Origin of the sequence: Maribacter algarum (ex Zhang et al. 2020), assembly GCF_005885635.1 — a bacterium.
In the GTDB taxonomy this organism is placed as follows: Bacteria; Bacteroidota; Bacteroidia; order Flavobacteriales; family Flavobacteriaceae; genus Maribacter_C; species Maribacter_C algarum.
This window is the reverse complement of sequence record NZ_VATY01000002.1, coordinates 519,585-540,009: the sequence shown is the minus strand read 5'-3', so window position 1 is coordinate 540,009 and position 20,425 is coordinate 519,585. Positions and strand designations below refer to the sequence as shown.

17 protein-coding genes and 1 tRNA gene are annotated in these 20,425 nt (G+C 37.1%); 5 read left to right on the top strand and 13 right to left on the bottom strand.

Annotated elements, in window-relative coordinates:
• Positions 1 to 3 precede the first annotated feature (3 nt).
• From pta to FEE95_RS11220, 6 genes are all read right to left on the bottom strand, one after another.
• Positions 4 to 2,091, bottom strand: coding sequence for a phosphate acetyltransferase (gene pta / locus FEE95_RS11245; protein WP_138658039.1), 2,088 nt, complete (start codon positions 2,089 to 2,091; stop codon positions 4 to 6).
• A gap of 80 nt (positions 2,092 to 2,171) precedes the next feature.
• Positions 2,172 to 3,407, bottom strand: a complete 1,236-nt coding sequence (locus FEE95_RS11240) for a phospholipase effector Tle1 domain-containing protein (RefSeq protein WP_138658038.1) — start codon at positions 3,405 to 3,407, stop codon at positions 2,172 to 2,174.
• 33 nt (positions 3,408 to 3,440) lie between these two features.
• Complete coding sequence (locus FEE95_RS11235) at positions 3,441 to 4,049, bottom strand: hypothetical protein (protein WP_138658037.1); 609 nt, start codon at positions 4,047 to 4,049, stop codon at positions 3,441 to 3,443.
• Between the two features lie 14 nt (positions 4,050 to 4,063).
• Positions 4,064 to 4,465, bottom strand: coding sequence for a hypothetical protein (locus FEE95_RS11230; protein ID WP_138658036.1), 402 nt, complete (start codon positions 4,463 to 4,465; stop codon positions 4,064 to 4,066).
• Between the two features lie 499 nt (positions 4,466 to 4,964).
• On the bottom strand, positions 4,965 to 6,215 hold the full coding sequence (locus FEE95_RS11225) for a site-specific integrase (RefSeq protein ID WP_138658035.1): 1,251 nt from the start codon (positions 6,213 to 6,215) through the stop codon (positions 4,965 to 4,967).
• A gap of 250 nt (positions 6,216 to 6,465) precedes the next feature.
• Positions 6,466 to 6,550 (bottom strand) — tRNA-Ser (locus FEE95_RS11220).
• A 254-nt stretch (positions 6,551 to 6,804) separates the two neighbouring features.
• Here FEE95_RS11220 and FEE95_RS11215 point away from each other — a divergent pair.
• The 3 genes from FEE95_RS11215 (at position 6,805) to FEE95_RS11205 (ending at position 11,009) form a co-directional block, all read left to right on the top strand.
• A complete protein-coding gene (locus FEE95_RS11215) occupies positions 6,805 to 8,058 on the top strand; it encodes a TolB family protein (RefSeq protein ID WP_138658034.1) in 1,254 nt (417 codons plus the stop codon).
• Positions 8,059 to 8,134: 76 nt separating this feature from the next.
• Entirely contained in the window at positions 8,135 to 9,874 is a 1,740-nt protein-coding gene (locus tag FEE95_RS11210) for a PorP/SprF family type IX secretion system membrane protein (protein ID WP_138658033.1), read from the top strand.
• 508 nt (positions 9,875 to 10,382) lie between these two features.
• Positions 10,383 to 11,009 carry a response regulator transcription factor gene (locus FEE95_RS11205; RefSeq protein ID WP_317129249.1) on the top strand — a complete coding sequence of 209 codons (627 nt, stop codon included), beginning with the start codon at positions 10,383 to 10,385 and terminating at the stop codon, positions 11,007 to 11,009.
• A gap of 269 nt (positions 11,010 to 11,278) precedes the next feature.
• Here the strand turns inward: FEE95_RS11205 and FEE95_RS11200 are convergent, their stop codons facing one another.
• From FEE95_RS11200 to FEE95_RS11170, 7 genes are all read right to left on the bottom strand, one after another.
• A complete protein-coding gene (locus FEE95_RS11200) occupies positions 11,279 to 12,379 on the bottom strand; it encodes a DUF4056 domain-containing protein (protein ID WP_138658032.1) in 1,101 nt (366 codons plus the stop codon).
• Positions 12,380 to 12,396: 17 nt separating this feature from the next.
• Positions 12,397 to 13,152 carry a tetratricopeptide repeat protein gene (locus FEE95_RS11195; protein WP_138658031.1) on the bottom strand — a complete coding sequence of 252 codons (756 nt, stop codon included), beginning with the start codon at positions 13,150 to 13,152 and terminating at the stop codon, positions 12,397 to 12,399.
• A complete protein-coding gene (locus FEE95_RS11190; protein WP_171037033.1) occupies positions 13,122 to 14,129 on the bottom strand; it encodes a glycosyltransferase family 2 protein in 1,008 nt (335 codons plus the stop codon). Before FEE95_RS11190 ends, FEE95_RS11195 begins: the two co-directional genes overlap by 31 nt.
• 89 nt (positions 14,130 to 14,218) lie before the next feature.
• Positions 14,219 to 14,809, bottom strand: a complete 591-nt coding sequence (locus FEE95_RS11185) for a 1-acyl-sn-glycerol-3-phosphate acyltransferase (RefSeq protein ID WP_171037032.1) — start codon at positions 14,807 to 14,809, stop codon at positions 14,219 to 14,221.
• A gap of 32 nt (positions 14,810 to 14,841) precedes the next feature.
• Positions 14,842 to 15,495, bottom strand: a complete 654-nt coding sequence (locus tag FEE95_RS11180) for a carotenoid biosynthesis protein (RefSeq protein WP_138658028.1) — start codon at positions 15,493 to 15,495, stop codon at positions 14,842 to 14,844.
• Entirely contained in the window at positions 15,492 to 16,955 is a 1,464-nt protein-coding gene (gene crtD / locus FEE95_RS11175) for a 1-hydroxycarotenoid 3,4-desaturase CrtD (protein ID WP_138658027.1), read from the bottom strand. Before crtD ends, FEE95_RS11180 begins: the two co-directional genes overlap by 4 nt.
• On the bottom strand, positions 16,952 to 17,650 hold the full coding sequence (locus tag FEE95_RS11170) for a lycopene cyclase domain-containing protein (RefSeq protein ID WP_138658026.1): 699 nt from the start codon (positions 17,648 to 17,650) through the stop codon (positions 16,952 to 16,954). The genes crtD and FEE95_RS11170 overlap by 4 nt, the downstream gene beginning before the upstream one ends.
• A gap of 302 nt (positions 17,651 to 17,952) precedes the next feature.
• On the opposite strand from FEE95_RS11170, the gene FEE95_RS11165 reads away from it, so the two are divergent.
• Entirely contained in the window at positions 17,953 to 19,254 is a 1,302-nt protein-coding gene (locus FEE95_RS11165) for an amino acid permease (protein WP_317129252.1), read from the top strand.
• Positions 19,247 to 20,332: an SRPBCC family protein gene (locus FEE95_RS11160; RefSeq protein ID WP_138658024.1), complete on the top strand. Its 1,086-nt coding sequence runs from the start codon at positions 19,247 to 19,249 to the stop codon at positions 20,330 to 20,332. The genes FEE95_RS11165 and FEE95_RS11160 overlap by 8 nt, the downstream gene beginning before the upstream one ends.
• Positions 20,333 to 20,425 lie beyond the last annotated feature (93 nt).

Genomic DNA, 20,425 nt, shown 5'->3' with positions numbered 1-20,425 from the left:
TGCTTAACTTTCTTGCGCTTGTATAGCGGTAACGATTACGGTATTAAATACATCCTCGACGGTGCAACCCCTACTCAAATCATTTACAGGTTTGTTGAGTCCTTGTAACATTGGACCAATGGCCAATGCTCCTGTTTCTCGCTGCACAGCTTTATACGTATTGTTACCCGTATTTAAATCTGGAAATATCAAAACCGAAGCTTCTCCCGCTACCTCAGAGTCGGGTAATTTGCTTTTGCCTACCAAAGGGTCAACTGCGGCATCATATTGAATGGGACCCTCAATCTGTAAATGCGGATGCGTACTTTTCACAATTTCGGTGGCCCTCCGAACCTTGTCCACATCTTCGCCTTTTCCTGAACTTCCAGACGAATAGGATAACATGGCAATCTTTGCTTTAATTCCAAATGCTTCTGCTGAAACTGCTGATGATATGGCAATTTCCGCAAGTTGTTCTGCTGTTGGATTTGGATTGATAGCACAATCCCCGAAAACAGAGACTCGATTTTCCAAGCACATAAAAAACACAGAGGATACCACACCTATACCAGGTTTGGTTTTGACAAATTGTAATGCTGGGCGAATCGTATGCTGGGTGGTATGTACCGCCCCTGAAACCATTCCGTCAGCATGCCCTTTATAGACCATCATTGTCCCGAAATAGGAAACATCGAGCATGGTGTCTCTTGCGACATCCATATTCACACCCTTGTGCTTTCTTAATTCGCAAAACGTAGTGGCGTAACTTTCAAAATTCTCAGCAGTTGAAGGGTCCAATATATTCAAATGCGAAATATCAAAACCAAGTTGCATGGCCTTTTTCTCTATTTGTTCTTGATTTCCTAGAAGGGTAATATCTACAATGCCCAAAGCACTTAACTCACTAGCAGCCTCCAAGATTCGCGCATCTTCTCCTTCGGGAAGCACCATATGCTTCCTATGTGTTTTGGCACGCTGCAAGAGGTTGTACTGAAACATTCTGGGAGTAAGTCCTTTGGGTTCAAAGGTTTCCAAACGCTCTAGCAATAATTCGCCATCAATATGGGTATTGAAAAGGGATATCGAAGTTGCTATTTTTTGTTTGCTTTCCGCATAAATTTTCGATTTAATATTACCGACGGAATTGGCGGCATCAAAAGTACCATGCTGCACAGAAATGATGGGGACATGCGTTTCAAAACCTTCTAATAATTTCAAGATAGATGGTTCGGGGAGAATTCCGCCTGTAAGAACAATACCCGAAATCGCTGGATAGTTATCCGAAAGGTTTGCCTGTAAAGCGCCAAGAATTATATCAGCTCTATCACCAGGAGTTATAACCAAACTATTGTCTCGCAAATGCGTCAAATAGTTATGTAATTGCATTGCACCCACTCCAAAACTTCCTGTTTGATTATCAAGATTTTCTATACCGAAAAGCACTTTTCCATTTAAGGATGTTACAATTTCGTTTAGTGTAGGATGCGATAAATTCTTTACCCTAGGCACCGTGAAGGCAACGGTTTTATCCTTCAATTCTTTTTCCAGACGTTGGTTGACCAGTTCCACATTCTCGGGACGCACTTTATTCGCCACAACGGCAAGAAGTTCAATTTCTTTTTGAAGATAGGTGTTTACCGCAGATTCTAGGTTACCACAAAATTCCTCAAGGGTTTTTCCTTTTCCATTGTCAATTAAAACTACAGGAATACCTAGATTCTTAGCGATATCAATGTTCAAATCGAATTCGATAATGCTTCCGTCACTAGAGAAATCACTTCCTTCCACTAGGATAAAATCAAAACGCTCTTCGAGTTCTTTGTATTTGGAAATAATGGTGTCCAAAATATCACCCTGTCTTCCATCATTGAACATGTCAACTACCTCGCTTTGGGTTAGTGCATACGCATCTTCCACTCGGATATCCAAACTAAAATGAGATACTACCGTATTGATGTGATTGTCTATCCCACCCCTTTTGATATCATCTATTACAGGTCTGAAGTAACCAACTCTGGCCATTTTACCCAGTAAGAGTTGCATTAAACCCAAGACAACCAAAGACTTACCGCTATGGGACTCTAAGGTTGCAACATACAGCGCTTTCGTCATAATTCAGTAGAAATTTTGATACAATAAAGATATGTGTTTTGTCTTTCAGGAATGTACTGGCGCAATGAAGATTTTGTTCCTTAATTCTCGATATCAAAACATGCTGAGCTTTCCAGATAATCATAGCCCCCTTTATTGTTCTTTTCAAAACACTCTCCAAAGAGCTTAATCAAGTTGATTTCATAGGTCTGTAGTGAACCTTCCAAGCGGTCTAAAACCGACTGATGTAGTTTTAATCTTTCCTTTTTGTATCCGTTTTTAGAAGTAAAGAAAACAAGCTTACGACCCTTTTTAGGGTAAAAGAGTTTCATCATTCCACCAATTGGATCATTGGTAATATCCATCCGATTTTCATAAACCTCAGCCGATGGAGGAAGCAATTCAAATTCTTTTAATTGCCTAATCATCCAGTTCAAGGAAACCCCGCTCATATTGGTGTTCAAAGCACCGCCACCAACATCGGAATGTGCTCCAAAGAACCAAACTTCATTCACGATTTCTTTGGGCATTACTTCTTTGCATTCTTTGATTAGATAATCGTCCACCAATATGGATGGTGTAAATACAGAACCTCTATTATCGTTTAAAGACAAAGCTTGCGCTGCCCTATTGATATTACAAAGTTGGTCGTGATATTTAGTTTCTGCCACATAGTAATCATCTTTGTAATCCGGCATTCCTAAAGAGGCTACCGTATCCCATAAGCCCATAAATTCGATTTTATAACTATCGTAATCCACACGTTGTTGGGTAACTTCAAAAACGGCATTTCTTCTTTCTTGCAAGGTTTTATCACCCTTGTGGGCATCAAATATTTTTTTGACGAATTTTAATCTTTTGTCTTTTGGGATTTTACTCAAATCAACGATACCTGCAGCATGAATCATTCCCGCTAGAATACGCGAAGAATAGGCACCTCTACTAAAGCCAAACAGATAGATTTCATCTTTGCGCTCATGATCATAGTGCTCTACAAGATATAAATAGGCATTGCTAACCGTGCCACGAATTCCTGAACCTGTGAGCATTCCAGCAACATCTGCCCCGTTGCCAACTCCTCTTACATAGGCCGCGCCTACATTGGGGTTATTCTGCAAAGTAACTAGGTTGTAGAGTTTTGAAACATTAGTATGACTTCCCTCATTACTGGCCGTTCCGTCCATAAAAACGGCCAGCTTTTTCGGTGCTACTTCTAAAGAAACGGGTTGATGTACGATTGCCTTTTTGCTTCCGCATGCCGAAAAAGTGATTAAAACTATCCCGACTATTGACCATTTCGCAATTCGATTTGTAAACTTTTTTTGACTTAAAGACATGTATTTAGGTTGGTTAGTGAACAGAATCCGAAATTACTTAAACTGATCGGCAACTATCTTGGTGAAGGTTTTTTGTATTTTATCTGGTGCATCAGGATCCGTTACGTCTACAAGACACACATTAACTAATTGTTCGTCTTCAGCTAAAGTCAAATCGTAGGTAAGTGCTTCAAGAACGTAGGTTTTTGAGGTAGATACCATAGGAACATCTGAATCACTTGAATTCGGACCGAAACTAGCTTTGTCCCTATAACTTGCAGGAATATCGGTTTGTGAAGCCATACTACCATTTTGCGTTTCTATGGTTTGCTTCAGGGAGGTTAGAATGATCCCTGAGATACCAGCGTCTTTAAACATTTGAACTACTTGTGCCCTTTCTTCGGGCGTGTCCGCTTCTTTCAAAGAAGGGAACAGTATATGAGATTCAATCGCATCGAGGTTTTGCAAACGTAGTTTAGTGGCTATTGCTGTTTCATAAGATTTTCGTACTTCGGTTTCCGGCGATTCTGAAATAACCAAAATTTTCGAGTTTGCAAGTGAATCAAAACTTTGCGATTTCCAAGAATCCATAAGCTTAGTAGAAGCGCAACTTGACAGTACAAGGAATACACAGAAAATCAAATAATAACTTTTATTTCTCATACTATGTTTTATAATTATTTAAGACGCTGATTAATTGACCATATTACCTTTTTCATAGTATCATAATACATTTCATATTGCTCATCGCTTAAAATGGGTTTAATCTCTTGATGCTGTTCTTGCATCAAAGTTTTGAACTGTTCTATCACTTCTGTTTTTGTAATATCAGGGTTGTCCTTTCCTATGCTCTCCATTTTATCAGAATAATTACTAGTAATTTCCTGATACTGTATCGCGACTTCTTCAGACAAATTCATTTCCTTCACAAACTTTGTAAACCATTGGTCTATGTATTCAGATTCCGCTTGAGTGAATATAGATGATGGTTGTGCGTTTTCAGTTTCCGTGCTGCTTTGCGCAATTATGAAATTTGTCGCCAAAAGAGATATTAAAAAGAAATAACCTAACAATTTCATTTTAGTAAATGTTGTTTTTATTATTTGTTAAATATAGGGAAAGTTAGAGCCTTGATAAAAAGTAAAAGCAAGCAAAACGAAGTTGCGAGCTGCAAGTCCCAAATCCTTACCAAACTAATCTGCTTGCGAGGTGAAAAGGTAGGTTTTACAGCAAACTTTTTCAATGTTTACTGGGGTTTTCAGCGTTTTTACAGCAAACTTTTTAGCAACAATTTTTTGAAAAATCATCAAAAATAAACGTAAGCAACTTATTATCAGTAAGATACGTCGATTATTTAAACTAGCAACATCGCTTTAGCGTGTTGCCCTCTTGCTATTCAAATCTTCTCCGTTTCACTCCTAAGTTTCGAATACCTTTAACAGGGTTTTTCAATAACTAAAAAAGTAGGATGCGCCCTATTCCATTTTTGTTTCACGCTTACCTACCGGGACGCTACAAAAATCCAACAGGGACCATGCGCAATTAAGTTATGGTAAGATTTGGGGATTAGGTTCTTTTTTAGATTTTGTTTTGACTACTTGAACCACTAAAGCTATCCTCGGTTCTAAATTTCTTTCGCAACATCTGCATATCCTCACTTACTCTTCGGTTTAATATTTTGGCATAGTGCTGGGTAGTTCTTAAAGATTTGTGACCTAACATTTTACTTACGGATTCAATAGAAACCCCATTAGAGAGTGTTACAGTTGTTGCAAATGTATGTCTGGCCAAATGGGTAGTGAGATTCTTTTTAATGCCGCTTAGGTGGGCTATCTCTTTTAAATAGGCATTCATCTTTTGATTTGTGAGTACTGGTAATACCCTATTTTGACTGACATCTTTACTAAAAGCGTATTTCTGTAAAATTTGGATAGCAGTTGGTAATAATGGAATATTACTTTTGGTATTTGTTTTGGTTCTTTTTGTTTCTATCCATTTTTCACCATCAATACCTAGAACAATATCGTCATTGGTCAGTTTTTTAACATCGGCATAGGCCAAGCCTGTAAAACAGCAGAAAATAAAAATATCCCTTACTTGGTCAAGGCGACTGACTCTAAAATTCGTATCGAGTAATTCTTGTATTTCTTCTTGAGTTAGGAATTCCCTATCCACCACTTTCATTCTAGCTTTCCATCTCAAAAAAGGATCTTTGCTTATCCAGTCATTGGCTAAAGCAATTCGAATAATCTTTTTAAAATTGGTAATGTACTTCACTGCTGTGTTATGGCTACAATTCCTTTCTGTTTTTAAATAATATTCCAATCCTGAGATAAATCTGTAATTGACATCAGCAATTGGGATGTCATTTGATTTATAATTTAGTTTGATATAACCTTCAACATGTTTTTTAGCAGTGCGATATCTTTCTGCCGTTCCGTGGGCAAAATCCTTTCCTACTAAACTGTTTACATTGCTATTATGTTCTTCAAATACTTCCAATAGCATTCTTTTTTCATTGTCCAATCCAAGGAAAGAGTTCAAAACCCTGTCAGCCGAAACATGCTTTCCATCGTCTAAAAAGCGATTATGAATTTTATAGATCTTACTTCTAATTGCTGCTAAATGTTCATTAATAACCTTTGCATCGTTTGATTGGCCCATGAGGACCCCAGTCCGCGAATTCCACCTGTTTATGGGTACTTTACGTCTTATACTCATTTCAGAACGTCTTCCATCAACGGTAATTCTTAGATAAATATTAGAGTTTCCGCGGGTATCGGCCTTGCTTTTTTTAATATAGAATAATATAGAAATTGAATTTTTCATAAAAATCGTCTTTTTAATTGTGGAATTCATCTTGAAAATACAACAAAAAAAACAAACCCTTATCCTTGTAACTATATGACTATCAATATTTTATAAAAAATTCGGTGTCAGTTGTAAAATTGTCACAACTGACACCGAATTAGCCCCTTTTAATATGGTTTTAATTGCGATTATTTGAAATTAAAGAAAATGAAAAACCCTGTAAATCAATAATTTACAGGGTTCTTGTTAGTGGATTACCACTATTCAGCGGAGAAAGAGGGATTCGAACCCCCGGAGGTGTGACCCTCAACAGTTTTCAAGACTGCCGCATTCGACCACTCTGCCATTTCTCCAAGTGTCTCATCAGATATTCCCTGAATGCGGGTGCAAATATAGAAAGCTTTTTCTATTCCATACAAGGTTTTACTGAATTTATTCGGTCAATATCACCCTAGTATTCTGTTAAATTCTATCAGAATCAAGTAAAAACATCGATGAAATACACTGATTAGGGGTCTAAATGCAAAACCTATGAATTTTTATTAATAACGGCATGAAAACATTTTTTCAACTTTGACCCAGTAACAAACCTCAAAATCCTACTCTCATGAAAAATTCCCCTACTTACAGAACTATTCTTACCACTGTCTTTTTACTAGTATGTTTGAACATTACCGCACAGGAATCGTATAATAACGGTTTCTCATCTCAAAATGATAGTCAATATCAAAAGCTTAAAAGCTTAGGCTATACAGAAAAGGAAATCTATGAAGATTTAGGTAATGCCAATTTTCTTTTAGAGAAATATGAAAACGCAGCCTTCTGGTACAAAAAGTTAAGTGAATTGGAAGGCAACAAAGCACTGGGTAGCAACTATCAAAAACGCTACCAATTCGCCATGGAACAAACCGCTGACATCCATACCGTGGCAAATAATGGAAATGACTGGTTAGAGCAAATAAAGGAAGATTACCAAGTCAAAAGAGCATTTGAAGCGCGTCAAGCGAGTCAAAGTGTAACTAGTAATCGCCGGGATTTCGATTTTAACCCTAGTTATCGCTCACAGTCCTTAGAGTATTTGGTAGAGTATGAAAGAAACAAAGCCTTTATTGGTGTTCCTCACGCCAAAAGGTCTGACATGGAAGAAACCTACGAGTCCCCTATTGCCGTAACTTCAGATGGACAAACAGCGTACTTCAGTAAGGCGATATACCTCAAACCCGTTAAAGGTATTTTCTCTAAAAAAGAACTCATCCAAAAAATATACCGTACGGACAAAATCAACGGACAATGGAAAAATGTTCGGGAAATTACAGTTGCACCCAAACATGCTTCGGCCATGCATCCTGCAATATCTGAAGATGGTAAACGCCTATTCTTTGCTTCGAACATGCCCGGTTCTTTTGGGGAATATGATATCTATGTGGCTGACATTTCCTATAGAGGAAACGCAGGAAAAGCTAAAAATCTAGGAACCAAGGTGAACACGAAAAAGAACGATTTATATCCTCGTATAATGGAAGACAACACTTTGGTCTTTGCATCTGAAGGACGAGAAGGTTACGGTGGTCTCGACTTATACATGACTCAAGTAGGGCAGAATAATGTAGATTACGCAACAAATCTAGGGAGCCCTATCAACAGTTCTAAAGATGAGTATTCGATGTATGTCATGGCGGATAGAGGAATTGGCTACGTACTTTCCAACCGTGGAAAAAACAAGAATAAAATACAAGAAGTAGCTTTCTCATACGAAAATGGTACCCAATCAAAAGCCGATGAAAGAGAATCCAATCTACGTGCCGCATTGAACAACAAATTGCAAATAGATTATACCACCTCAGTATTCGAAGATAAATAAGGAATCATAGTTCGAAATCTTAACCAAAATTCCATTGGGCGTAAGCCCGATGGTTTAACCCCCAAATCCCACAAAGATGAGCTATTCAAACTATACATCAAGAATATTCCTTTGCCTAATTTTGACGATAGTCTTTTGTCAAACTACACTTGCGCAAGAAGAAACCCCAACAGAATTAGGAACCAAAAGTAGCTATCACAATCAGCTATATTTTAATCGGTTTTTTATCAACCCTACCTTTTCATTGGTAAGAGAGAAAAAATCGTATCTGAATATTCTACATAGAAATCAGTACACTACTTTCCAAGATAACCGTCAAAACTATTTCCTTGGATTTAGCAACAAGCTTAACGATAGAACGGCTATCGGAATCGGAGTGTACAGTCAATGGTCCGGTGTTGTACAAGAATTTGGTTTCAACGCCAACTATGCAACCTCTGTAAGACTAGGTGAAAAAAGCAAATTGAGTTTCGGTACCAACCTGACCTACTTTAATGAAGGACTGGATAAAAATCGAATAGTAGTCGCACAAGAAGATGATAGACTATCAGAATCAAAAAAGGAAAGTAAAATGGCCATTCAACCGGGAATTACTTTGTCCTTAGGCAAATTTGATTTCGGATTATACGCTAAAGACCTTTTAAAGTACAACCAAACAACGAATGAGTTCATTACGAACTTGTCTGAAAAAAGCGTAACAGCTTCACTACAATATACCCACTCCTTCAATGCCACCCGAGGCTTATTTGAAGATGCACGACTAATGCCCCTTGTACAAGTGGGCAAGAATGAAAACAATGATTTGGTTTATGTGGGTTCCATGGTTCTGGACCTTCCGAAATACGGATGGTTGCAGACCAATTTTGACAATACCTATGGGATGTCTGTAGGCATGGGTTTTAACATCAGCAAAAAGATGTCCCTAGGGTATTTGTTAGAAAAGGATATTCTGAATAAGGAAACTGATTTAGGATGGAATCATGAAGTAAGCCTGGCCTACACATTTAAAAACGATGATATCGATATTAATTTAACCGCTGATAGCTCTCAAGACCGAAAAATTGACCAGATTATTCGAAACTATGAAGAACAAATCTTGGCCCTAACGGAAGGAAAAGGAGAAACTCCAAAAACCGCCGAAGAAACCAACCAGGAAATCATGAATACGTTGGCCCATGAGAATCGAATGATTCTAGACCAACTTATTCTAAGACAGGATTCAATTGAGAAAGCAAGAAACGCAGCTTTCGAAAAACGCTTTGAAATGATTGTTCGTGCTGTACGAAGTGACATTAAGAATAGTATTAAATCAAATTTAAACGATTTTATACCAAAGAAAAATACGGGTCTTGCAAGCACCGAAGCTAAACGAGCTCCAGATAATCCTATACAATCGAAAAGCAAAGACCTCGTTGTATCTAACCAAACAGCACAGAATTCAAATCTTGATAATAGAGTAAAAAATGATGCAGACAAAATTCAAAAACGTCGTGACTTTAAGGAGCTTACTATTCGCCAATTGAATCAAGCCAATCTTGTTGGAGCAAATTCGGGCTACTATGTCATTGCCAATGTATATTCGAATAAAAAATATCTCAATGCATTTGTCAAAGATTTAAAGGCAAAAGGTCTGAATCCGAAACAATTCTATAACAAGGAAAACGGACTTCATTATGTATACCTAGCGGACTATGATGCAAAAGGAAAAGCTAAAGATGCCTATGCCTCTAACCTCAACGGAAAGTACCAAAAAGAGAAATGGATTATGGAAGTTGCCAACCATTCCACTATAGTACATAACTCATATAATGATTGATGAAACTGAGCCTCAAATGCTAAAATTTGATGCATTTGAACGAAAAAATCCCTTTAAAATAGGGGCTTTCGAAAGATTTTATTAAATTTATTCCATCAAAGAATTACTACTTAAAACCCTCAAATCCCCTACAACATGAAACCTACATTTATCCTCAACACGTCCCGAAAAAGGAAATCTTTATTACTCTCGAACTATGGTGCTCCCACTTTTTTCGACCCTAAAATAGGCTAGCTTTTTTAGCCTAGTAAGCACAAAATATTTTCTTGCTATCTCGAATAGCTTTTAACAAATAAGAGATTTTATATCAAGAAAAATCGGTGCTTAATCCTAAAACTTTTATTGAATACATGTTATCTTATGTCAGTGGAATAGACTGACCTCAGATTTGTATGCTTTAAAAAGAACAGCGGAGTTTTTAGCTCCGCTAGGATGCAAACATCCCAAACCCAAATTATTTTAGTGTCTTGAATTTTGACCCTTCAAGGCTTAACCTACAAACCACATAATGATGAGACCAGAAATTTTAAATGTGATAATTATTGACAACGACAGCCAATTACATGCCTCTTACAAAAGTTATTTTGAACGGTATGATGATTTTAACCTGAGCGGAATTTACAATAACGTTGAAGATGCCCTGAATGAATTCGAAAGTGTGCGGCCTGACATTATCGTATTAGAGGTGACCTTGCCAAAAATTAACGGAATAGAAGGAATCAAACTCTTCCGTAAGAAAGATGCTAAGGTAAATATCATCATGGCAAGTACCAATAACGATTTTGAAATCATCAAAAAAGCGTTCAAATACGGCGCAAATGGTTTTCTGACAAAGACCGTAACACGTAAACGTCTGTATCACGCACTCAATTCGATTAAGAATGAAGGTGCCGTAATCGGAAATGACATCGCAAAAAAAATAATCTCAATGTTTCAACCGAAATCGTACCAGTCTTTTTCAGAACGTGAAAACCAGATTATCGACTATCTAAGTCAGGGTGCCACTTACAAAACCATAGCGGACAAGTTATTCGTTACAACAAGTGCCATCAATTTTCATATTCAAAACATATACCTAAAACTCAATGTAAACTCGAAATCCGAAGCCTTGTTAAAACTTCAGGAAATAGGATGAAAATACTGTGCTTGACCCTCAAATCCCCCTACCTGCTTGAACCTCATTATTAAGCCCTTAAGGCAATAATGACTTTAAAAATGAGGTTTGTAGGTCATGTTAGTGCCCGTTGAATGATTTGGTCAACGGGCACTTTTTTATGGGTTCTATGGATATTTGAAATTTTTAAGATAGCTGACTTCTAATGTAAATATTATCCCAGGATACACCTTCTAGTTTTGGGTTTTAGGAATACCTGGTTGTGGACAAAAATCAACTTTTTAAGGGGCTTATTTTTGAAGGTTTTCTTTGCTTTTTGCCAACATATTTTGCTCCATGTTCTCCAAATCATTGGAGATTCTATCTAGTAGCGCACCAAAGTCATCTTGGTTGATTACGCCACTTTTGTAACTCGGAAAAATCTCGTCAACAGGAAACCTTTTATTAAGATCAATGGTAAATTGATAAAAATTGGTAAGTAAATCACCATTGGTATTTAAAAGAGGTACGTCCAAAATAATTGGGTCACTAATGTCACTAGACTGATTTGGGGCTATCCATGGGCGACTTGAAATAAGAATATCTAGATCGCGCTTTAGCGTAACACTGGCACGCGGTATTCTTTTTTTATTGGTATACCAGATATCATTTACAGCGTCATAGGCATCATAGGTCTCTTTCATCGTCTTTACAACATCTAAACTGTCTAATGTTGATTCGATAATCTTAGTTACGGCAGCATTAAAAGAGAGTTTTGAATGTAAAGCTTTCATTCCCACGTGCACTCCAAGTAGGTTTGAATATACATCCTCAATCGTGAAACTAGAAAATTTTTCTGGAACGAAGGGAATAGTCGATGCACCAAACCAAGTAGAAATTTCATGCCATAGGGAAAGGTCGTACGCTATTTTTCCAGCCAATAGAATACAATCGTTATTGTCAAGTTCCGATGGTACATTTAAATATAAAGTCTTGCGCCCTGCTTCCCTACGTAAAGGCAAAACTACCTCACCCTTACCCCTGCTATCTAAAATGATGGAGTACAAAAAACGCGTCCAATCAATCTGATCTCGCAAGTGGCCAATGTCAATGAAACCACCTTTATTGGTATAAATAGTACCCGTACCTTCACTTTTATTGCCCATGTAGTGATGTTCATCCAAATCGTTAACACTAATCACCTGATCAATGGATACAAATGGTACACCCCATAATTTTAAATCATAACCAAAGGCGCAACAGGCTCTAATAATACGGGGAGGAATTTTGTCAAGATTAACATCATCATCCCGAAAATTTTGAGCACTTATTGTTACGGGATTAACTGCAAAACCCAAGATTACTAAGAGTTGTATGCTATTTAATTTTAGTTTGCAAATATCAAATTTCATGTGCCAAGTGATAAATATTATAGCTTGTGCCGCTTAAGCAAATCAGGATAAAGTTCATCTTCAACCCACATAAAATTAGGGAATATGCGAATTATTTTTTCATAGCATAATTTAGCCAGTTGTATTTGGTCGGTGGCTTCGTAGGCTTGTCCCAAAGCGGTCATTGTATTTATGTACATCCAATTATTTTGGACCAGACCTTGTTCTTCAAAACTTTTAACCGCTGTAATGTAATATTGAATTGCCTCATTCTTATCACCTCCAAAAGCTGCTGGACGATAATACATTGAGTTGCCTTTTTCGATATTACCTTGAATATTTACTGAATCCAGTTCTATAGATTTGTTTATGTATTTCATGCTTTTAGGACCTAGGTAAATAGCCTTTAGTTTCGAAATGCCAATAGTAAATGCAATATTAGCTCCTTTGTATGCCAGTAGAGTCGCGTTCTCTGGTGATTCATCTAATAACTTATCAATAATTTTTTCTGATTTGTCAATGTATACTTCCGCAGTATCGTATTTTTCAGCACCAATTAACCAAGCTGTATAGCCGTAGTAATAACTAATCAACTCCATTTGCTCCTCTAAATTATTCTGATTTACTTTTTTTTCGCAAGTATTCATTATGTCAAGCCACTTATCCATTTTACCTCTAGAATAAGCCTTGTAAATAGAATCACGGAAAGCATTTTGAGAATAACCCAGTTGTGTTGAAAGCAGCATGGTGATAACCACTAGTACTAAGCTTGTAAAATATTGCGGCCTTTCCATAGTATTTTCTTCCGTTTGCTATTAATGAGTCCTTTACCTATGATCATAAGAAATACAAGGTGTTGCGGAAATGCCAATATTAGGTTTTGAACCACTGATTGTTGGCTCGCCAAACTTACAAATATTCGAATGAGTATTATACCAGCTATATATGCGGTAAACCACCAAAGACCCATATTAAAATAGAGGATAAATGGAGCAATTGTAGTTATTAAGCCAAAGGAAATAGTTGCCAACTTACTATTCCCAAAAAACTGAAATACGTTTTTTGTAAATCCCTCAACTGCGGCATCTAGCCCCACATACATTCGGCAAGAAATATCGTTATCCCCTAGGCGTGTATCGCTCGCAAGGTTTTCTTGCTTAAATAGTTTAATTATGGCCATGTCTTCCACCCTATCGGATTTACATTTTTCATGAGGGTATAGCGTCTTATATGTGGTCGCGTTAAACATCATGAATTGTCCATTGGCAGCCGAAAAAGCTTCATTCTTTGACTTTCGAATCAGTGAAAGAGGAAGCAAACTCAATAAAATCCAGTTCATTAGCGGTACGGATACTTTTTCTCCAAAAGACCTAACTATTTGCTTTGGAAAGATTGATAATAAATGTAAATCGTATTTCAGAAAATGGCTAATGCTACGTTCAATAAAGTCTTGCTTAACGCTAACATCTGCATCTAAAAAGAGGAATACTTCGCCGGTAGCGGCTTTTGAAAGCTGGTGACACGCATAATTCTTGCCCAACCAACCATAGGGAGGTTGCTGTCCGTTGATTATTTTGATAATAGGATTACGCTTTGCCCAATGTTGGATAATACTTTCTGTTTTATCAGATGAGTGGTCGTTGTAGACAATAATTTCAAGTCGACGATATTTCAATTTTGATAATTGCTCTAGTAAGTTTCCGATGTTCTCTTCCTCATCTCGAGCGGGTATTAAAATGGAAACATTGGGTGCCTTTACTATTGAAGTCAATTTTGGCAAATAGGCAAATGAAAGAAAATTAACCATCGCGACCAGTAACCTGACAACTAACAAGATCAAAAGAAAGTAACAGAAATAAGTCATTTGGCCCCTTGTTTTGAAAAACACGCTTTTGCAAAATGATTAAACGCTTTTTCTACATCTTCAGTATTGCTGTTGGCATTTATTTCTTGCATTTTGTAATACACGTACATATCAGGTTTCAGTTTGGCTCCATAATTAATAAGGTTTATATTAAACACCAACTGATAATCATTTTTTACGTTCTTTAAAATATGCGAAAGTAAGCCTTTTTCAAAAGTAAACTCGCGTGTATAAATACTCTCAATTTTACCCTGTGGAAAAAATAGAAACAGGTTTTCCTTATTCTGTAACAATTCAACGGCATAATCTAGACTCTGCAAACTAGATCGCTTGCCTTTATTGATTGAAGAAGCGCCAATTTTAGCTAGCATCATTGTTTTGCGCAACTCTTTCTCCAGCATCATGAAATGAAACCTACGCTTGAAAACTTTAAGGTTTAATAAGATTTGTATAAAACCATCGTAAAACGAAAAATGATTACTAATCATCAGAATAGGAAGTCCTCTTTCTTCATATGAGCCAATGTAATTCACCTTCCCAAAAAAAAAGGCTATTAATGCCTTCGTATAATACTTAGAAAATTTCACCCAATACCTATTATGATTGGCTCGTATCATTCTTAAATATAAATATTATGTATCACTATAAGTATAAAAAAAACAAATTGTATAAAAAACAACCAGCGAGCCGGTCTATTCTGGGTATTTATTTTAAAATACTGAATAGCTCCATTAAACAACAAAGCTAATAGAAACCAGACCAGGTAGTTACTTAGAGGGGGGTCGTTTTTTGAAAAGGACCACATATTCATCAAAGGAGCTACTTTTTCAAGTAAGATATCGTAAACTACCATCAATGATGCTGCGCCCACTATAATCGAAATATTATTTGATGTGTATTTAGAGACAATACTATTAGAAGCATACACTAAGAAAACCCAATTAAGCCCAATAACAACAGGCACCTCGGCAATTTTCACACCAAGCCCTTCGCCGTAGACATACATGCCAAATATTTTGCCCGTTGATACACCGATAATTTCGGTTATAAAACTCAAGATAAAAATACTTGTAAAGACCGCAACCGTTTTTATATTCCACTCTTTATGATGTGAAAAGATGGCAACTGCTACTAAAACCAGAGTGTACGGTGTAACAAGTATAAAAATATTGTGGGTGGGCGGTATAGCATATAAAACCAAACCGAAAAAGTAAAAAACTATAAAAGTTATCGGTAGACCCTCATTAGATATATATTTAAGTATACGATTCATCGATGAGCAGGAATTTCATCATCAACAATTTTAGCACTAGCCAAACAAAGTGGTATGCCTCCGCCAGGGTGAACGCTTCCCCCAACGAAATACAAGTTCTTTACGCTTTTAAGAAAATTGGGGTGTCTTAAAAAGGCTGAGAACATAGAATTGGATGAATTGCCATATAATGCCCCCCCTTTACTCAGTGTATTTTGCTCTATGCTTATCGGGGAAGCAATTTTCTCATGTTCAATATAGTTTTCGATATTTGTTTTAAGTGATTTATTAATCTTGGTAATAATATTCTGTTTGGTAGTACGTATCAGTTCATCCCAATTTTCCTTACTATTTGAAGGTGCGTTTACCATAACAAACCAGTTTTCACGATTTTTTGGCGCATCAGTTTTTACCATTTTAGAACTAACAAAAATATAGACAGTAGGGTCGGTATCGATAGTTCCTTTCTGAAACAGATTGGTAAACTCTTCTTTATAATCACCACTGAAAAAGATATTATGCAAATCTAACTCCGGAAACTCCTTATTTACTCCCCAATAGAACACCAATGCCGATGATGAAGCTTCTAAACGCTTGATTCTCTTTTTCTGCGGATGATCCATCAGATTGTTCACCACATAATTAATGTCGGAATCTGATACTATGGTATCAAAAGTATGTGATTTATCTCCAACGCTTAGCCCAACAGCTCTTTTCTTTTTTATATCTATGGATGATACCAAGGCATTAAAATTAAACCGAACACCCTTTTTTAGAGCAAGCTCATAAATATGCTCTACAATAGAATACATACCTTTTTCAGGAAAATAAGCCCCTATATTATTTTCAAGGTGCGCTATTACATTCAGTGTAGCAGGCGCTTTATAGGGACTAGAGCCATTGTACGTAGCATATCTATCAAACAATTGAACAAGTAATGGACTTTCAAAATTGCTACTATTATCACCATGCATAGTTTTATAAAAACGAATTTTAAGAACCTGAAGTAGTGATTTTAAAACCGAAATCTTCAAAAAATTCTTCACTTTATGTAAAGAATTAAAAAGGAATATATCGGCTGTAATTTTGTAAATTAAGGAAGCCCTTTTAAAATATTTGCTAATATTATTTGGGTTTTCACCAAGCTTATGAACACACTCATCAATGAATTTTTGTTGATTTGACCAAGCGACAAGTTTTTCACCACTATTATAAAAGTACTTGCAAAGCACCTCAAGCTTATCGTACTTGAAAGTTGACGGAACGGTTTCACCAGCGTCACTATAAAGTTCTTCCACCAGCTCTGGTAAGGTAAATAAGGATGGGCCGGTATCAAACCGATACCCTTCCATATGAATCTCGCTGATTTTCCCGCCAGGAGACGCGTTTTTTTCGAAGACAGTTACTTCATGCCCTTTAGATGCTAATCTACAGGCAGCAGCCAAACCACCAATTCCGGAACCAATAACCGCTATCTTCATCGGTTTTTCATTTTTTTTACCCTCATTTCAAATACATGCGTTAGCACCAATGGTGATAAAAGCAAGGAAAAATTATAGAACATATCCTCAATAGGTATGGACAAAACACGAATTCCCAAAATTGCTTGAGGGTTGTAATCAAAAACCGCTTGTTCAATTCCCGTACCCGTTAAGATTCCGTTGATAATAAAAAAAGGGATGAGTAAAATCGGATATATCGCCAAATAATATTGAACCACTTCCCTAGTAAAATAATAGCCTAATAAAAGTACCACTGGCAAAACAAGAAAAGCAGTAAAAGTATAAGCGAAATCTTTATATACGAGTGAGAGTATAAAAGATACTATGGTGATTAGAAAAGTAGAAATTTTCGTTCTTTGCACATTTAATTTGAATTTTGGGAAATGAAATTGAACTGCATAAAACGAAAAGGCACAAGCATACGGGATGACAAGAAAAAACAGGTATTCTTCTAAAGGAAGCTTCTGTATATAAATGCCCGAATTATAGATTGGATTGAAAAACCAAAATCCCATATGGGTGAAAATGATATCCCAAATGACGAAAAAGAACATCGTAATTAAAATTGCTGGAAGAAGGAATTTCCAACGCCTATAGAGTTTAAGGTTTTTCTCAAAACTCAGAGCTAGCGGCCCGGCAAGTGAAATAAGAAGTATAATTAGGTAGAGTGACATAGTTCGTTATTTTCTTGTGTTCTATGTCAGTGGCAGTTTATTGGTGATATAGATATGAATACCCATAATTTTAACCTTCGCAAAAGTAATAATCTTTTCCAAACTCGCCTATTTTTTACGTAGTCGCTTACACCATTCTACGAACTTTTTTTGTGTCGTTTAATTATCTTTAGCGTTAAATACTACTATTCATAAAATTACCAATACTCTGAAAATTAATAAGGTGGAAAACAATACCTCTTGTGAAATGGACTAAAGTTCAAAATAACCATTAATTTCACGATCCAACTCACCAAAACAAAATACCAATCTCCAATTCAAGAAAAATAGGTCTATGGTCGTCGACAGCTTTGGTTGTTGGCAATATGATTGGCTCGGGTATATTTTTATTACCAGCCTCGCTTGCCGTTTATGGTGGTATCGGAATGATAGGTTGGGTTTGCTCCGCCGCCGGGGCAATCCTTATCGCCTATGTATACGGAGCCTTAGGGAAAATTACTCCAGATACACTCGGAGGACCCTATATCTACACTCGAATCAGTTTTGGAGATTTCCCTGCATATTTAGTGGCTTGGGGCTATTGGGTTGCCATTTGGGCGACCAATGCTGCCATCGCTGTTGCCCTTGTCGGCTATTTGGAGGTCTTTTTCCCCGTTCTTGGAGAGTCACCCGTCATTGCAATTCTAACCGGACTCGGTTTCATTTGGTTTTTCACCTATATCAATTCCAAACCGCTCAAAACTGTTGCTAGTATTCAGATGATTACAACTATTCTAAAGGTGCTTCCTATCTTGGCAATTGGGATATTTGGTCTTTTTTACATCAATTGGGAGAATTTTATTCCTTTAAATAGAAGTGATACTACTACTTTCGGAGCCATTACAGCAACTGCCACTCTTACCTTATTTGCATTTTTAGGAATGGAGAGTGCTGGTATTGTTAGTAGCGAAACAAAAGATGCTGCTACAACGGTAAGCAAAGCGACCATGGGTGGCACCCTGATTACTATTGTAGTGTATCTAAGTAGTTCGTTGGCGATTATGGGTATAATTCCGCCCGAAGTTCTTAAAAATTCCAATGCTCCTTTTGCTGATGCTGCCCATTTGTTTTGGGGCGGTTCCGCTCAATACATTGTTGCCGCCTGTGCCGTAATCGCAACTATGGGGGCACTGAATGGTTGGATATTGATGCAAGGACGAATTCCTATGGCAGCCGCTTTAGATGGGCTATTTCCAAAGGTATTCGGAAAACAGAATAAAAATGGCTCTCCCATTATCGGAATCATTCTATCCAGTATTTTGGCATCAATTTTAATGTTATTGAACTTTTCCCAAAGTTTGGTAGATGCGTTTACTTTTATGATGACCCTCTCTACACTTTCTGTAATCGTGCCCTATTTATTTTCAGCGGCAAGTTTAGGCTTCATCTTATACAATCGAAATAAGAAGTTTACTAATCCCTTACTATGGATTTCGGTTTTAGCATTTTTGTTTTGCATATGGATTATTATGGGATGTGGCTTTGAAGTTGTAATTTATGGACTGATTTTATTTTTGGTAAGCTTGCCATTCTATTTTGTTTTAAAAAGAAAGAATAATGGGTGATTTTTTTGTGAATCCGGATATCACGAAGGCAGAAACCTTACCAGCTACTTTCTATCGTGATATAGGCGTATTCGAGCAGATGAAGGAGGCTGTTTTTGCGAAATCATGGCAATTTATTGGTGATAGCCAGTCGTTGGTTCCACTTGACGGTTTTGCCCATCCGTTTTCTTATATGGAAAATTATCTACATGAACCGATGGTTCTAGTGCGAGATAAGGAGAGTAAAATTCGCTGTATGAGTAATGTTTGTACACATCGCGGAAACCTTATTGCGCATAATGCAGGAAGCGTCAATCGCGGATTACGTTGTATGTATCACGGCCGCCAGTGGGATTTAGAAGGACAATTCAAACACATGCCTGAGTTTCAGGAGGCAAAAGACTTTCCAAGACCTTGTGACCATTTGCATCAATTTTCACTGGAAGAATGGGGACCTTTCTTATTTACAGGATTAAATCCTGAAATTGACTTTTCGGTTATTCGAAGTTTTTTGGATAAGTACGTAGGATTCCTTCCTTTGAACGAATTCAAATATGATTCCGTGACTAGCAAAGACTATTTGGTCAACTGTCATTGGTCTTTGTACTGTGATAATTATTTGGAGGGATTTCATATTCCTTTTGTACATCCTGATTTGAATGCTGCGCTTGATTATGAAACCTATACCACCGAATTATTTGATTACGGCACCTTACAAATTGGATATGCCGCAGGTGCTGAAGAAACCTATTACCTTCCCGAAGGACATCCGTGTTACGGCAAAGAGGTTGCCGCTTTTTATTTCTGGATTTTCCCAAATATCATGCTGAATTTTTATCCATGGGGATTATCTGTTAACGTGGTAAAACCTATTTCTCCCTCAAAAACAAAAGTTTCTTTCATAAGCTATCTACACGGAGAAAATAAATTCGATGGAGCCGCTAGCGCTGCCATGGACAAAGTAGAGCGCGAAGATGAATTTGTTGTTGAAGGTGTACATCAGGGGTTGCAATCACGTTTCTATAAAGCAGGCCGCTTCTCTCCTACTCGAGAACAGGGTGTACATCATTTTCATAGAATGTTAGCCGAGCGGTTATAAAGTATTCTAGTTAAAGTAGTTCATTTAACTTGGAGTTTACATTCCGTCAATTAATCTCTTAATTTTTTGAATAGATAGTCCAATTACAACTAA